The sequence below is a fragment of the Lysinibacillus sp. BSL11 genome, from assembly GCF_052928325.1.
In genome coordinates, this window is record NZ_JAVGCX010000007.1 from 164,554 (window position 1) to 179,296 (window position 14,743).

Here is a 14,743-nt window from a genome sequence, read left to right on the forward strand (position 1 = left end):
ATTGGGGGTACTTTGTGGGGAATAGGTATTAAAAGCAAATAAAGTTACTGGGACATAAACATACAAGTCACGGGATTATAAAATCCCGTGACTTGTATTCATTGCCATTATTTTTCTCTTGCAAGCGAGTATGTCTCTTCATCTTGAAAATTGGTTCACTGTTCTAAATGCGGGTTAATGCGCCAGTAGGCTTTGGTATTTCTTGAACTGCTATCTGATTCATTTTACAAAAATGTTTAAAGAATTGTTGTGCCAACTCCCGTTCTTTCGGGTCACTTTTTAATGAAATGATATCAAGTAAAATTTGAGCCATCCATAAATTTTCAAAATAACGATATTTCCCTGTTTTCCATGTCATTTTTTCAGGGAATTTTTCATTTATATAATATTGCCAGAAAAGCAGCTGATCCGATTCCTGCTCTGTCAGTTGAATTCTGTATTTTGAATGGGCAGGAATATGTCCATCTTCACACAGCTTGCCAACGAATTTTTCATTCACCATATAGATACCTAAGATGCGTCTATCACTTTCAGGCTGGCTGGAATCTCTTGCTGTTAAAAGGACAGCGCTATTTTGGTGCAAGCGGCTCGGCTTGTTTGGCTTCCCTTTGTTATTACCACTCTTTAATATACCTGAAAAAACATTCCACTCTGAAACAGAACTATTCTGTTCCTCTGAATCACACCAAAAAACCATCTGGGATGCGGGATGAAGTTTATGATTACTCATAAGTTTTTCGTGTTCCAAGCGAAGCAAGAGTTCTTTCCGTTGAAGTTCTTTTACCTCTTCCATCCGCGATTCTTCTTCTTTTCGTTCAATTTCCTTTTTTTGTATGATTTCCTCAAGTAACTTAGCATCACTTTTATCATGTATTGTTAGGTGCTTTCCAAATACATCTGGAAAAACAAACCTTTTATTTTCTGATGCAAAATGTATTTCAATACTTGAATCATTTTGATTAACTATACTACCTATGCCAAAACGCTTGTGTGTAACTTTCTTATTAATTAGATTCATTCATCTAGTCCTCCTTATGGAATAAAAATTAAGTTACTATTAGATAGTAATTTTTTCCAAATAACTTCTTTAAACAATTTCGATTTTTTTCCGTTTAAAAAATAAAAAAACGTATCCAAATTCTTTCTGCAAAATAGGACATCGGAATTCGAAATACGTTTATAAAAAATTATCGTAATACTATTATAACATTTTTTAATAAAATTACAAATTTATTATTGACAACTCATTTTTACATGAGTTAAAATATTCATTTATCCTCTGAATGTCATTGGAATCATCTTTGAAAAGACCATAAACTTCTGAAAAATGCCTTATAAAAACCAACTTCCCTTGTTACATACTTTGATGCCCATAAATTCTTCACCTGTTACTTATCCTAAGCATACAATGCAAATAATACCCTTTTTTGTAGGGAGGATTATCTGAAGAAAAATAAAGATAATCGGAATAGTGAGGGATTGGAATCCGTGAGTCAAGCAGCTAAGCTGGCTGTCATTGCAGGGGCGATCACAACACTTGGAGACGCTCTAGCGACCATTGCGGCTGGTCTTGCGCTAGAAGATGAGTTGAAGGAAAATGAAAGTAATAGCAATGATATTGACAAACTACAAAAGCAAATTGATGAATTAAATTATGAAATGAAACAATTAAAAAGGATGTTACGTTAATACCATGTTATACAAAAACGACAATACCACATGGATATTGTCGTTTTTTAGGCTATTTAGCAGCCCAAAGTTCAATCTCTATTTTTAATTCTGGTAGCCCTAATGCTGATACATAAGCAATAGTCATAGAGGGATAGGAATGACCAAACATTACTTCCCATTGCTGATCGAAATGATGCCAATCAATCTCCTCTGTCGCCCATATATTCACCTTTACCACATGAGAAGCATCCAATCCCTCAGTTGCTAAAAGCGTTTCAATATTTTTAAATGTATTGGTCGTTTGTTCAATTAATCCTACAGGCAATTGATCATCTTGATCAACCCCTATTTGTCCAGAAAATGCATACAATGTTGCATCTTTCGGAATGATTGTGATGTGGCTATATTCCCCCACAGGGCTAGGTACCTGTATTGGATTTTTACGTATTATGTTTGTTTTCATATTCTTTTCTCCTTTAGGATCGTATTTTTCTAAAAAAGGGCAGACTTATCCCTCGTTTGTTGATTTTAGAAAAAAACAGCTGTGGAGAACCCTATACCCATGCTTAAAAAACGAATAGCTCTTTTTTTCATGTGAATTCTCCTCCTTGTCCCTAAAGTTATGTTTACTTTACCATTTCTATCCTAGATAATCAATGAAATACCCAAACTATTTATCATTTCATTTATTATTTCTCAGGCAATTAACTATTCAACTATAGCAATCACAACATATATATAGTAGTGTAAAGCTAAATTAGCCTTACACCTCCGAAATTGTTACTAGGGTCACTCCATCCCAAGTGTCCCTTTGCATAATAGAACTAGGTACCCCTCTTTGGCGTACCTAGTTTTTTCGTTATTTTGGGGTCGTGTCGGTGACTAAGTTTTGTCCACCTACAGCGAGTTGAGGTGTAGAATTCTTATACGGAAAAATACCTTAACCAATACAAGAACTATAAACTTAAATATAATTACACATCACACTTCCCTAGTGCGATCTTTTTGCATTTAGCTCAAATACTAGAGATTCTTTGTCTAAGACATTGTTTATAAAACAAATATAGAAAAGAATACAATAGGCAACAAAAATGTTAAGCTGAGTAATTATGAGCCGAGTCATGTTTACATGACTAAGAGATAAAAATATGAATCCCTCCTGCAATAACACTTAATGCGGCTATGGAGATATGGATTGTTCGTAAGCTTCGATTTTTTCTATAGTTGAAAAAATTCATTCCTGCGATAGCAGTAATAGACAAAAGAATAATTGCAATCAAGCCAATAATTCCTTCATTCTCCAATTCACCCTCATTAAAGTACATGATTAACCCATGACCTATACCTAACAACAATGCCATTGTGCCAAAAAGAATATGATATCTACCTATTAACTTTGCTGCAGATAAATATAGCCCTTTAGATTGTGGGAATGTACGAATTACAGACTTCATGAAGGTTCGAATAGGAAAAATCATACCAGCTGCACCAATTCCTATAAATGTACACCAACCAATTAATTCACCAATATCCTCATAACGTCCTTCCTCGTGTTGTTGTCTACCGTTATCCTCATAATCATACTCATCTTTTCCTTCAAAAATATCATCTGCATAAATGGGATTTACATCATACATAAAAAATATAACTACCAATACTATCCCAAAAATTTTTAAATATCGCATAGGAGATCTCCTTCCATATTGAGTTTCAACATTAGTCTAAGCAAACAATATGAAAAAAATCTGAAAAACGGCACTAGAAAAAATTACGATATTTAACTAAAATTTCTTTTTGGCTTAGAATAAGTAGAAGATTGGTCGCACAAAAAATTCAGGTGGATTTCATAATGTTGTTATAAATTAGTTATATTGAATATAAAAAAGGTAGGAGGAGCTTTGTTGAAAATACTGATAGCAGAAGATGATAATCGGTTAAGGAAAAACATTGTTCACATCATTCAAAAAGAATTTCATCAGGTCGATGCTGTAGATAATGGTCAGCATGCATTAGAATACATACTGTTTCATTCTTACGATCTCGTCATTCTAGATTGGATGATGCCAGAATTAAGCGGTATCGATGTGTGCAAAGAAGCTAGAAGAAATGGTTATGAAGGTGGCATTTTAGTACTAACAGCAAAGGATGATAGCAATGACATCATCCTTGGATTAGATGCAGGTGCTGATGATTATGTTGTTAAACCATTTAAAATGGAAGAACTCTTAGCAAGAATACGTGCCATTTTAAGAAGAAAAAATAAATCCATTCATCAAATAATTCAAATTGATGATTTAAAGTTATATTTGGATTCCAGGACACTTTATAAAGATAATCAAGAAATACTATTAACTAAAAACGAATTTTTATTGTTAGAGTACCTTTTTATCAACAAAGGCATCATTCTTACTAGAGAACAAATTTATACACAAGTATGGGGATTTGATCATGAAATGACTAACAACAACCTTGATGCGTTAGTAAAACTAGTTCGTAAAAAAATCGATTATAATCGATCAAAATCCATTATTGAAAACATTAGAGGAATAGGATACAGAGTGAGGTAGCATGTTTAAGAAAACTCGTAAAAAATTAACTTTATTTAACTCCATTTATTTTATAGGCTTTTTCTTTGCTTTTCTTATTATTCTTTATTTTTCATTAGTTCAACTAATGAATTATCAACAAGTAGAAGAACTAGAAACTTATTACGAAGAACAATATCATGACTTTTTTGAGCACAAAAATGATAATGAAGGGAAATTAGAATTTAACCCAAATGGTATGTATTTTTACTATATTTATACAAAAGACCAGATACTAGTCCACGGTGACGAAAACTATCAAGGTTTATTTAAAGATCTAGAAAAAATCATTCAAACGGAAAATCCTTCTAAACGTTTTGTAAAAAATTTAAATTGGCGCGATAAACATCTTTTAATTTTATCGAAACCCATTCAGACTAACGATGAATTCCTAGGATATATTGTTATAGGCAAATCGACCACATCACAATATCATTTTTTTCAAAAAATGATTTTACTGTTTATTGTTTTAATTATAATTTTTACGATCATAATTGGATTCTTAAGTTACTACATGGCAGGAAAAGCCATGATCCCCATTCAACATGCACTTGAAAAACAAAAAAGTTTTGTTTCAGATGCTTCTCATGAGTTAAGAACACCGCTAAGTGTATTTTATAGTTCACTCGATATTTTAGAATCTGATGAAGCTAATAATATGAGTGATTTCGGTAAAGAATTAATCGAAGATTTAAAGCATGAAGCAGCGTTAATGAAAGAGCTATTAGATAAACTATTATTTTTAGCCCGACATGACAAAAATCGTATTAAATCAACTAAAGAAAAAATCTCCTTAACAGAGTTGCTAATAACGATTAGTAGGAAGTTTAAAAGAGCGTTACCAAAAACAATCGTTTTCGAAACAGAAATCCAACCTAATGTTGAATTTATTGGAAATTCAAATAATATAACTGAATTAATTTATATATTATTAGATAATGCAGCCCAGTACACACAAAAAGGATCTATCTATCTAAAGCTTTTACAAACTGATAAAATGATATATATCTACATTGAAGATACAGGCATTGGGATTTCTAAGGAAGACCTGCCTTTTATTTTTGATAGATTTTTCCGGAGTGATGCTGTGAGAAACAGAAACGGAACAGGACTGGGACTTGCTATAGCTGATTCTATTGTTCAAGATCACGGAGGAACATTAACAGTTCAAAGCGAGTTGGAAAAAGGTACAACATTTTGTATTCAATTTCCTCTTTATAATAAATAGTAGGCTATTTATCGTTACATGATGGATAAACCATAGAATGGCATTACATGAATCAGTAGTGCCATTCAACTAGTTTATTTTTTGAGCTACTTTGGCAGCCTAGCTAACATGGAGAAACTGCCTTTCCTCCATTCAAGCACGCTTACTTGCTAACCCCTTGCTTTTGATCTTTCTTCTTAAACCCATCACTCATCAACCTTACAAGTAGTGCGATAATTATAACCATTACCGTACTACTATAAAATAAAATTACTAACATTTGATTAGTGTCAGTACCAATGAATAGCCCATGAATAAGTGATAATATCCAAGCAGGTAAAACAAGAAAATGCATCTTCTTCCAAAGTGAGAATTTCATTTTATTTATCCATATATCTGATGTTACAAGAACTATTAAAAATAAATAAAAAGCTATGGTTCCCAGCCCAGACAACAATGCCTGATAGTTTGCGCTAAAAGGTAATACGATATCAGAAATAGTATAGGGTTCGTATTGATCAATCATTAGTAAAAGTAAATGTACAATAACAGTTATAAATCCCATCCATCCACTCATTTGATGTAATTGAAAGTACAAGTTTTTATTGGACTTGAGAGTAGAAGATTTCCTTAGTAAACCAAAAAAAATGGACATACTGAAGTAAAAATAACTTAAAAGCCCTAATAATCGAATCCATTCCCAAGTACTAAATAACATCTAACTTTTCTCCTCCTTTCAACCAATATATACTTCCATCATCTTTTGCTATCAAGCAAGCACAAGGCATCTGTAGTTTGTCAAACCATACTTGTAATTCTTGTTCATTTAATAAAAAGGCAAGTTTTGTTGCCACTTCTGCTTGACATAATGAGTTTGTTATTATTGTTGTTTGAAGGATAGGGCTAATGATTACCTCTCCAGTTCTTCCATCTAATAAGTGATGCTTTTCTTTCCCCTGCTGTTTCCAACTTCTAAATATACGATTTGAAGTGGCAATTGCTCCATTTTGAATTCTAATTGTACTGATCTCTTCGTGTATATGAAATGGATGAGCAATCCCAATGGTCCATGTCTTTTTACCTGACGACCACATTTTCATATCTCCACCACCATCTACAATTCCAAACTCTGGAGAAACCTGTCTAAGCCAATCAGCTATTTTTTCAACTACGTATCCTTTGGCAAATCCACCTAAATCAATTAATTGATTATCCGTTTTTAAAACTTCATTGTGATCCAAAAAAAGAAATGGCTTATTTGCCTTTTTTTCTATTTGTATTGGCTTATACGTTGATTCTTGAAAAGGAAAGGATCGATCATACCCATGTTGTTCTAAATGTAATTTTAAATACGGAGAAAATATATTATTAGTTAATGTATAATAGTTATCTGCTTCTTTTAAACAATCGTATAATGCAGGAGAAATTCTGCCGATTTCTCCTACCTTTAGTTGATTAATTTGATTTAACTCATTATTTGGCTCAAATCTTGACCACTCTCTTGCAACGTATTGCAACCATTTCACCACTTTGTCTTTCCAATCATTTTTTTGTGTTCCAGCAATTTCAATATAAAAGTTTGTATTCATCGTGTTTAATGATAGGGTATCCAAGCAACTTCAACTCCACTTCAAACTATGTCTAGGATCGTTTGGTAGTTCGATCGGTACGGATTTTATTTTGTTGTAGTTGATTCACTCCCACAATTTCAAAATTTGTCCAATCCAATTGAACAAGTTCCCTTTCTCGGTCTGACATTTTTTTTGATTGTTCATTTGTCAAATTTAGATCAGCTATGTTTGTATCTGATGGAACATTATTAAATTGCGTTAATAGTAAAGAAGATAATATTACTCCAGAGGTACCTAATATCCATTTAGCTTTCTTTTGATCTTTCATTTAGTCATCTCCTTTTTTACTTTAAAAACTTAAATACAACAGAGTTATTCATTTCTTGCCATTCAGCCACATAGCCCAAACCATTTGAAATTACACTAATTGGAACATATATATTATCATTCAAATAAAATGTAACAGCTGGTATCGGTGATTTTATCTCGTTATAGTACACAACATTTTTCCCCGCACGAAAAATTAATTCTGTATCACCTTTATTAATTTCTAATATTTTACTATTATCATAATTAATTACTTTTGCACCTAAAAGTTCAGCAATAATTTTACCTGGCACATATATTTCCCCATCTAAAGGAATCAAGTAAAGAGACAGTGTATTATTTTCTAGTTTTAACTGAATTTCTTTCGCTTCTTTCAAAGGTAACTCTCCTTTATTTACATAAGTCGATCTTGTCCAAATATTCCATGTATTACTATTTGTTTCAAGGTATCTTTGATCATAATAATCGTATTCATCCTCTTCTTTATAATAATCATAATCATAATCATAATCATCATCTTCCTCTTCATCTTCCTCTTCATAATCATCATCGTGCTTTTTATGAACATCACCCTCGTATTTTTTATAATCATTTTCATCATCCGCTTTTGCTATTTTGGTATCAACAAATGGCCAAATTAAAATCATAATTAGAAGTATTTTGATAATCCTCATTTTTTCAGCTCCTTTATGTTATTTCCATCTTAATTAAGCTAAATGAAAAAATACTGAAAAAACAAAATCATTCAATACAAATTTAACAAATGTATTGCTTGCCATTTTTGTTTCGAAAGAGGTAGGTAATTTTCTATGAGAATTTAAATAGCATTCCTGATTGAAATCAAAAAAATTGCCTTCTACAAAAATAGAAGGCAACTTCAGTATTTTACTAGGCTTTTAGGATTCTCCCATCATACCTAGTACACTAAATATATCGAATTGCAATTGTACTCCTGATATGTTGTCACTAAAGAAATTACTAATATTATCTAAAGATTTTGTGCTCATAAAGATAGTCATAGGAAAGGTCAACAAACAAATATTCATGCTCGTTGATCGCAATGGAGAATGTTCTTGTAATTTCTCCTGTTTCTATATCCCGATACAATTCAGAGATTTCCCCACTTTGATCGTTGCGCATTTTGATAATTGTTTGAAGGAAATAAGGACGCCAGCTCCAATTTTTATTGATGGCACGTGGCTGTAGCTCCCAATTCCCATCAATTCGCATAACGTTAGGCGTTAACTGGAATCCGTCCTCATTACAAATATAGAGACGGAAGGAGTAGTTATCCAATAATTCAGCTAAGTACTCTAAATGGGAGACATTGTCGCTTGTTGGTTTCACACGGTGAACAATCGCCTCTAATTCCTCCCTTAATTTTTTCAACTGCAAATATTGCGCCTCCAGCATTTTCTTTTCGGAAGTAATAAATTGCTGGCATTCTTTTTTAAAACGTTCCTTTAATATATCCTTATCAACAAAAGTCATAGCTGGATTAGCTAGGTATGGCCCTTGATAAAATCTACCACCATTTTTCCATGCAAATTGTAGCTGATAAACCGTTTCAATATCTTCAAATAATAGATTCGCTCCAATTTTATAAGCTAGGCTACCAATGGCAGAAATCATGTCCGATTGAGCGGACCAAGAATCGTAATTTAAATCACGTGTATTGACTTTTAAGATATGTGGGGCCAATAGCGCAATATGCTCTAAGTGACTTTCGGCTCCTACTTCCTGTACGGCAATTTTCACTCCAAACGTCGTAAAATAGCGTAGGGCGTGATGTAATTTGTTAATATCCCCTATAAAACGATGCTCTGATACGACAAGTACGATACGCTGTAAATCTTTTTCCTCTATATATTGTTGGATAATATTAAAATGACTTTCACCAAAATCTTGCATCAATAAATTTGGATTGCTTGGAATATAAATATCAATTTCTGGTGCAATTTCATCAATTTTGGCTAATGCCGCATGTAAAATTTTGTGTTCCATATCAATTCGATATTCTTCTGGAATATCTTCATTGTTGACGAAATCCTTTAAATTAATTTGCTGACCTTGAATTTGTAGATATCCGGAAATTTCGTAGGCAATCACCGTATGCGCGTCTGCGCTAAATATCGGTTGATAATACCCATGTATTTGATCTAAATTTGTTAACACTTCAATTGCGTCCATCATCGAAACCTCCAATATGAATAACGTTTTCGTTGTTATTCAAAAATAACATTACATTTATCATGACTAGCTTAAAAAATGCTCTCTGACTGTATAATAAGTTGTTTAAAGTAAAATCGCAACTTCACTTCTCATCATTTATGGCAAATCCGCCCTCATTTTTAACCACCATTGCATTATTTGATTTTTATCAATTCTAACGATTTTCCTACATAGTAAGTTGCTTTTTACACCATCTTGCAACTTTATGCTTTTGTCCATCCAAGGCTGTTCTAATATTTTACTCTCCCTTTAATCTATGCAACTTGACGCAATGACAGCCGTGATAATGGATGATGATTATCCTATATAAGCCAATTAATTCAGTCATTTACCCAGTATTTAAGGACAATTTTATGAAAAAACAGTATCCCAAAAGGACAACAAAAGGCTCCTACTGGCATACTGTTTATTATTATTCAGACATAAAGAAATACCAAATCAGAGCGATTACTGCTAAGGATAAAATAACAGCAATTGTTACGCGAAGCGGCGAGATAGGAGCATTGCCGCCAACTCGACCCGTTTGTCCATTCACCATAAAGCGGTAAACCTTCTCCTTATAGCGGAAAGAAGATAACCAAATGGGTAACATTAAATATTTGTATGTAATATCATCATGGTTTGTGGAAAAACGTAGATTGGATACTACATCCGCACTATTTTCCCAACGAATTTTGGACGTAATCTGCGCATGGAGATGATCATGGATTTCACTTTTTGCTTGGCTCCAGCCATCCTGCAAACCAACACTGTAACGCTCTGATAAAAATCCAGCTACATATTGGGGTTTATAGGCCTTATTATTAAGAAGATTAAATGGTTCAATTTTTCGCATCATGTCCCGATCATAGCGTGTTGTGGCACTCACTAAATGATCGTCTATAAATTCCTGATAAAAACCACTTGTTGAATACCAATCTGTTTCAGTATGCGTTTTACCATCTTTATCCGTAACCGTTCGATGTCGTCCATATCTTGCGGAGTATCTAGAGCTTGTTTTTGAATCAAACGTCCAATACGGGAGGTATACCCCTTTAAAGGCATCAGGCTTTGCACTTATTTTGGCAGCCTTTGGTGTAAACCATCGACCTTTGATCCATTTCTGAAAATGTTCTCCTGCCTGCTTATCCGTTACTTCAAATGCACATACGCCATTGGGAGCAAGCGTATTTTCAGCGCTCGCTTCCATGACCTGATTTGAGCCGCAGTAAGGACAACTGTCAGCGACCTGCAGAGCATCATAAATTGTCTCGGCCGCGCAAGCTTTACAAATAACTGTTTTCTTCTCCACGCCCCAATTAAAATTCCCACGTTCCTCTGCTTTTAAGAAATCCATTTCCTGAGCAACCTTTTCCTCTTCTTGTTCAGGGGTTGCAATTTCAGATTCAAATCCACAATACGGACAAGTCAGCTTACCTGTAGCAGGATTAAACTCAATTGATGCACTACAGGATGGACATTCCGCATCAAAGTCAAGCTTTACTTGTTTGACATGTTCAACTTCTTGCGTTGACATAGGTCATCATCTCCTTACTTGACATCCTTTTCATCAAAAACATCGCCGCATTCTGGACAGAATTTAGGCGGATTGGCAGGGTCCTCTGGTGCCCACCCACATTTATCACATGCGTAGAGTAAAGCATCAGCTGGTTTTTTAGAGCCACACTCGCTACAAAATTTTCCTTTATTCACCGCTCCACATGTACATGACCAGCCCTCTTCCGCTGGTTTTGCTGCGCCGCAATTTGAACAGAATTTCCCTGTGTTGTCTTGACCACATGCACATGTCCATGTACCAGGTGCTTTGGCTGATTGATTTAGCATCGCAGCCTGAGCCATTTGCGCTTGCTTATTTTGCTCATTCATTTGATAAAGCTGACCAGCATTGACTCCACCTGCTTGTGCAGCCATATTCATCCCCATAAAGCCTGCCATAGCGCCACCATCATTGTTAGCAGCTGCAATCATCGCTTCTGCCTGAGCGCCTGTTAAATGGGCAGCAGCCATACCTGGATCACGCATGACCGCATTGCGTTGTAGTTGTTTTATCATGGCTTCGTCTTCCTCAGAAGCCTTCAGGGTACTAATCCCAAATGACACAACAGCTAAACCACGTGTAGCAAGCCACTTTTCTGATAATACCTTATTGAGTGCGTCTGCTAACGCAACCGTATGTGCGGGTATTTCACTATAACGAACGCCACTTGCTGAAATTTGTGCAAAAGCTGGCTGTAATGCTGTCATTAATTCTGATTTTAACTGGCTATCAATGGCCTCTCGCGTAAATTCACGCTCTACATTTCCACATACATTTGTATAGAATAATAACGGATCAATGATTCTATAAGAATACTCACCATGGCAACGAATGGCAATGTCGATATCTAATCCGATATTACGATCAATAACTCGGAATGGAATTGGTGCAGGAGTGCCATATTTATTCCCAACAATCTCCTTTTTATTAAAATAATAAACTCGCTGATCTTTAGCAGGTTCCCCACCAAATGTAAAACGCTTGCCTATCTGTTTAAATGTTTCTATTATGCCTTGGGATAAATCTGAGCCGTACATAATCGAAGGTTCTGTTGATGTATCATAGACATATTCCCCAGCTTCTGAAGAAAACTCTACAACTTTCCCCTGTTCAACAATCATCATACATTGCCCTTCATTGACGGCAATAATGGAGCCATTGCTAATAATGTTGTCATTTCCTTTATTTGAACCTCGTTTAGAAGTGCGTTTAACACCCTTAGTTACTAGAACATCTGAGGATAATGCCTCACAATAAAAATACTCACGCCATTGATCCTCTAAAACACCTGTTAATGCCCCAACGCCTGCTTTCAATAAACCCATAAATATTCCCACCTTCACATTGATGTTTAGCTTATTTTAACATCTCTTAATATTATGTAATACGCAAAATCAGACAAATTGTTTCATTTTCTTACTTTCAACTAAAAAACGAGAAGCTCCTATGATATAAATCATCAGAACGTTCTCGTTACTTTTTCTGTATCAGGATAAGGCAGCTATTATAACAAGCACCCACGCAACAATAAATAACATGCCACCAATTGGCGTAATCGCACCTAGCTTTTTCACACCTGTCACGGCAAGCACATATAGACTACCAGAGAAGAATACAATCCCTGTAAACATTAAGTAGCCTGCCCAGGAAAGTAGACTAGAGCTTCCTAAAAATGCATCATTGGATAGAATGCCAAGGGCTAAAATCCCCAAAGCATGATACATCTGATATTGCACAGCCGTTTCCCAAACGGCTGCATAATGCGGCGAGGCAAACTTATCCTTGAGTGCATGTGCACCAAAAGCACCTAAAACAACACCAAGAGCTGCCAAAATAGCGCCTAAAGCTAGAAACATTTCCATCTATTGTTCTCCTATTTTGCCTCAAGGGCAATTTCTTTATATTTAGCATCCCAAGCAGGGTCAATCTTACTTAAAGATACCGGTCGCAATGAATCCTTATGCGCAAGAATATGTACGGATTGAGCTGTGGCTGCTACCGTGCCATCCTCATGTAAAATTTCATAGCCATACTTAGTTCGTAAACGATCATGCTTTTCTACCCAAGTGCGCACCGTCGCCACTTGTCCATAATGCATGGCTGCTTTATATGAAATCGATAAATCCATCACAGGCGATACATAGCCATCTTTTTCTAATGCAGCATACTCAAAGCCAGCATCACTTACAAGCTGGGTACGCCCAATTTCCATCCAAATGATGTAGTTCGCATGGTACACCACGCCCATCTGGTCTGTCTCTGCGTACCGTATTTCAATTTGTTTCTCACTCACAAACATTTTCTTCACCTCGTCCTACATTATAGCGTAAAAGTGTTGATTTGGTGGGGTTTTTGCTCTATTGATTAGAAAAGGTTAAAAAATTTAACTTTGCAAAAATTTGAAATTAGATTCAGAAATATATTTGGTAAAAAATGTTGGTTTCCGTTTTTACCCGTTGTACCCCCCCACTTAATTGGGGTACACTGGGGTACAACAATTTAAAAATAAAAGAGATACTGGGCAGGTGCTGTAAATCAGAAATGGTACCTATTTTTACACGAGAAAAATTTGATGTAAATGATTAAAACCAGGTACTCATTCGAGCGCCTGGTTATTTTTTAAAAATACCTCTGTAAAAAAAGATTACCCTTGCATCATTGCTTGGCTAGTCTTTAATCTTATTAAAATATCTTTTGAGTTTAGTTTTTAGTTATTAATACTTGATCAGCTTTAACCCATTCTGCACCTAAATTGTACCAACCGTCTTTAGCTGCATGTACTTTATAAGTTCCTGGTGCTAATTGGCGTTTAAATGATCCATTAGGAGAACTATACGTATGAATAGTAGTTGTAACAGTTGCATGGTGATTAGCAATAGTTCCATAAGCATTGTGGATATAGCCAGATCCAACATTATAGTATAGAGTTCCATCAGCTGCATATTCTCTTTGACCATACACTTTGTATTTTCCACCAGCTTCAAGTTGACCGATAATTTCATATCCAACATTTTTGAACACATTTGCTTTCTGAGTAATTGTAATCGTTGCCCAAGTTCCATCATAAGTATGGTAGCTAACTGTTGGCTTGTCCCCGTTTAAATAAGGCATAGGATCTTTCGCCTCCGATTGAGACACTCGTGCTTTTTCATATATTTCAAAGTGCACGTGTTGACCAGTTGAACTCCCACTGTTCCCCATAACACCAATTTTGTCACCTTGATTAATAGTTTGACCAACAGAGACACTAATAGATTGTAAATGAGCATAAAGTGTATCATATGTTTTCCCATCAATACTGTGTCGAACTATCACATAGTTTCCGTAACCGCCATTACATGTATTACCGATAGAGCCATTATTAGAACAACCACCAACGGCTTTGTTAATCACACCCGCAGCAGAAGCGTGTATAGGTACATTGGCGCTACTATTTGCAATGTCAACTCCATAATGCATTGAACCACTTCTCATGCCATAAAGGCTTGTATAAATACCTTCAGCTGGTTTTATAAATACCTGTTTCATCAAACATTCTCCTTTCAATCTTTAAACTATTACTTTTATATTTTTCAAGGATTAACCAAATATAAATACTAAAAAATAATACCGA

Annotated in this window: 16 protein-coding genes; 3 read left to right on the forward strand and 13 right to left on the reverse strand. The window is 34.9% G+C overall.

Features of this window, described 5'->3' with window-relative positions; translation table 11 throughout:
- Window positions 1–163: 163 nt before the first annotated feature.
- Window positions 164–1,018 (reverse strand): malate synthase, encoded by an 855-nt coding sequence (locus RCJ95_RS10405; protein WP_221682944.1) that lies wholly within the window; start codon window positions 1,016–1,018, stop codon window positions 164–166.
- A 425-nt stretch (window positions 1,019–1,443) separates the two neighbouring features.
- On the opposite strand from RCJ95_RS10405, the gene RCJ95_RS10410 reads away from it, so the two are divergent.
- Window positions 1,444–1,689, forward strand: a complete 246-nt coding sequence (locus RCJ95_RS10410) for a hypothetical protein (protein ID WP_337977094.1) — start codon at window positions 1,444–1,446, stop codon at window positions 1,687–1,689.
- A gap of 52 nt (window positions 1,690–1,741) precedes the next feature.
- Here the strand turns inward: RCJ95_RS10410 and RCJ95_RS10415 are convergent, their stop codons facing one another.
- Both RCJ95_RS10415 and RCJ95_RS10420 read right to left on the reverse strand, forming a co-directional pair.
- A complete protein-coding gene (locus RCJ95_RS10415) occupies window positions 1,742–2,134 on the reverse strand; it encodes a RidA family protein (protein ID WP_221682946.1) in 393 nt (130 codons plus the stop codon).
- Between the two features lie 670 nt (window positions 2,135–2,804).
- Complete coding sequence (locus RCJ95_RS10420) at window positions 2,805–3,356, reverse strand: hypothetical protein (protein WP_257522340.1); 552 nt, start codon at window positions 3,354–3,356, stop codon at window positions 2,805–2,807.
- A gap of 216 nt (window positions 3,357–3,572) precedes the next feature.
- On the opposite strand from RCJ95_RS10420, the gene RCJ95_RS10425 reads away from it, so the two are divergent.
- The gene (locus RCJ95_RS10425; RefSeq protein ID WP_446722234.1) at window positions 3,573–4,238 is read left to right on the forward strand and encodes a response regulator transcription factor; all 666 of its coding nucleotides are present in this window, start codon (window positions 3,573–3,575) and stop codon (window positions 4,236–4,238) included.
- Window position 4,239: 1 nt separating this feature from the next.
- Window positions 4,240–5,484 carry a sensor histidine kinase gene (locus tag RCJ95_RS10430; RefSeq protein ID WP_369354090.1) on the forward strand — a complete coding sequence of 415 codons (1,245 nt, stop codon included), beginning with the start codon at window positions 4,240–4,242 and terminating at the stop codon, window positions 5,482–5,484.
- A gap of 142 nt (window positions 5,485–5,626) precedes the next feature.
- On the opposite strand, the gene RCJ95_RS10435 is transcribed toward RCJ95_RS10430, so the two are convergent.
- The 10 genes from RCJ95_RS10435 to RCJ95_RS10480 form a co-directional block, all read right to left on the reverse strand.
- Window positions 5,627–6,181, reverse strand: a complete 555-nt coding sequence (locus RCJ95_RS10435) for a ferric reductase-like transmembrane domain-containing protein (RefSeq protein WP_221682950.1) — start codon at window positions 6,179–6,181, stop codon at window positions 5,627–5,629.
- Complete coding sequence (locus RCJ95_RS10440) at window positions 6,171–7,076, reverse strand: FAD:protein FMN transferase (protein ID WP_221682951.1); 906 nt, start codon at window positions 7,074–7,076, stop codon at window positions 6,171–6,173. The genes RCJ95_RS10435 and RCJ95_RS10440 overlap by 11 nt, the downstream gene beginning before the upstream one ends.
- 28 nt (window positions 7,077–7,104) lie before the next feature.
- Window positions 7,105–7,362: a hypothetical protein gene (locus tag RCJ95_RS10445; RefSeq protein WP_221682952.1), complete on the reverse strand. Its 258-nt coding sequence runs from the start codon at window positions 7,360–7,362 to the stop codon at window positions 7,105–7,107.
- 16 nt (window positions 7,363–7,378) lie between these two features.
- Complete coding sequence (locus RCJ95_RS10450) at window positions 7,379–8,035, reverse strand: copper amine oxidase N-terminal domain-containing protein (protein WP_446722235.1); 657 nt, start codon at window positions 8,033–8,035, stop codon at window positions 7,379–7,381.
- A gap of 310 nt (window positions 8,036–8,345) precedes the next feature.
- A complete protein-coding gene (locus tag RCJ95_RS10455) occupies window positions 8,346–9,551 on the reverse strand; it encodes an EAL-associated domain-containing protein (protein ID WP_036076413.1) in 1,206 nt (401 codons plus the stop codon).
- Window positions 9,552–10,005: 454 nt separating this feature from the next.
- Entirely contained in the window at window positions 10,006–11,109 is a 1,104-nt protein-coding gene (locus RCJ95_RS10460; protein ID WP_446722236.1) for a hypothetical protein, read from the reverse strand.
- A gap of 14 nt (window positions 11,110–11,123) precedes the next feature.
- Entirely contained in the window at window positions 11,124–12,455 is a 1,332-nt protein-coding gene (locus RCJ95_RS10465; protein WP_446722237.1) for an SPFH domain-containing protein, read from the reverse strand.
- A 162-nt stretch (window positions 12,456–12,617) separates the two neighbouring features.
- A complete protein-coding gene (locus tag RCJ95_RS10470; protein ID WP_221682956.1) occupies window positions 12,618–12,992 on the reverse strand; it encodes a DUF423 domain-containing protein in 375 nt (124 codons plus the stop codon).
- Window positions 12,993–13,003: 11 nt separating this feature from the next.
- A complete protein-coding gene (locus RCJ95_RS10475) occupies window positions 13,004–13,429 on the reverse strand; it encodes an acyl-CoA thioesterase (protein ID WP_446722238.1) in 426 nt (141 codons plus the stop codon).
- Between the two features lie 401 nt (window positions 13,430–13,830).
- Window positions 13,831–14,658, reverse strand: a complete 828-nt coding sequence (locus RCJ95_RS10480) for a M23 family metallopeptidase (RefSeq protein ID WP_446722239.1) — start codon at window positions 14,656–14,658, stop codon at window positions 13,831–13,833.
- Window positions 14,659–14,743: the final 85 nt, after the last annotated feature.

Coding starts and splice junctions, on each gene's coding strand:
- RCJ95_RS10405 (WP_221682944.1), bottom strand. CDS start 1,018: ATGAATCTAATTAATAAGAAAGTTACACACAAGCGTTTTGGCATAGGT.
- RCJ95_RS10415 (WP_221682946.1), bottom strand. CDS start 2,134: ATGAAAACAAACATAATACGTAAAAATCCAATACAGGTACCTAGCCCT.
- RCJ95_RS10420 (WP_257522340.1), bottom strand. CDS start 3,356: ATGCGATATTTAAAAATTTTTGGGATAGTATTGGTAGTTATATTTTTT.
- RCJ95_RS10430 (WP_369354090.1), top strand. CDS start 4,240: ATGTTTAAGAAAACTCGTAAAAAATTAACTTTATTTAACTCCATTTAT.
- RCJ95_RS10435 (WP_221682950.1), bottom strand. CDS start 6,181: ATGTTATTTAGTACTTGGGAATGGATTCGATTATTAGGGCTTTTAAGT.
- RCJ95_RS10445 (WP_221682952.1), bottom strand. CDS start 7,362: ATGAAAGATCAAAAGAAAGCTAAATGGATATTAGGTACCTCTGGAGTA.
- RCJ95_RS10450 (WP_446722235.1), bottom strand. CDS start 8,035: ATGAGGATTATCAAAATACTTCTAATTATGATTTTAATTTGGCCATTT.
- RCJ95_RS10455 (WP_036076413.1), bottom strand. CDS start 9,551: ATGGACGCAATTGAAGTGTTAACAAATTTAGATCAAATACATGGGTAT.
- RCJ95_RS10460 (WP_446722236.1), bottom strand. CDS start 11,109: ATGTCAACGCAAGAAGTTGAACATGTCAAACAAGTAAAGCTTGACTTT.
- RCJ95_RS10465 (WP_446722237.1), bottom strand. CDS start 12,455: ATGGGTTTATTGAAAGCAGGCGTTGGGGCATTAACAGGTGTTTTAGAG.
- RCJ95_RS10470 (WP_221682956.1), bottom strand. CDS start 12,992: ATGGAAATGTTTCTAGCTTTAGGCGCTATTTTGGCAGCTCTTGGTGTT.
- RCJ95_RS10475 (WP_446722238.1), bottom strand. CDS start 13,429: ATGTTTGTGAGTGAGAAACAAATTGAAATACGGTACGCAGAGACAGAC.
- RCJ95_RS10480 (WP_446722239.1), bottom strand. CDS start 14,658: ATGAAACAGGTATTTATAAAACCAGCTGAAGGTATTTATACAAGCCTT.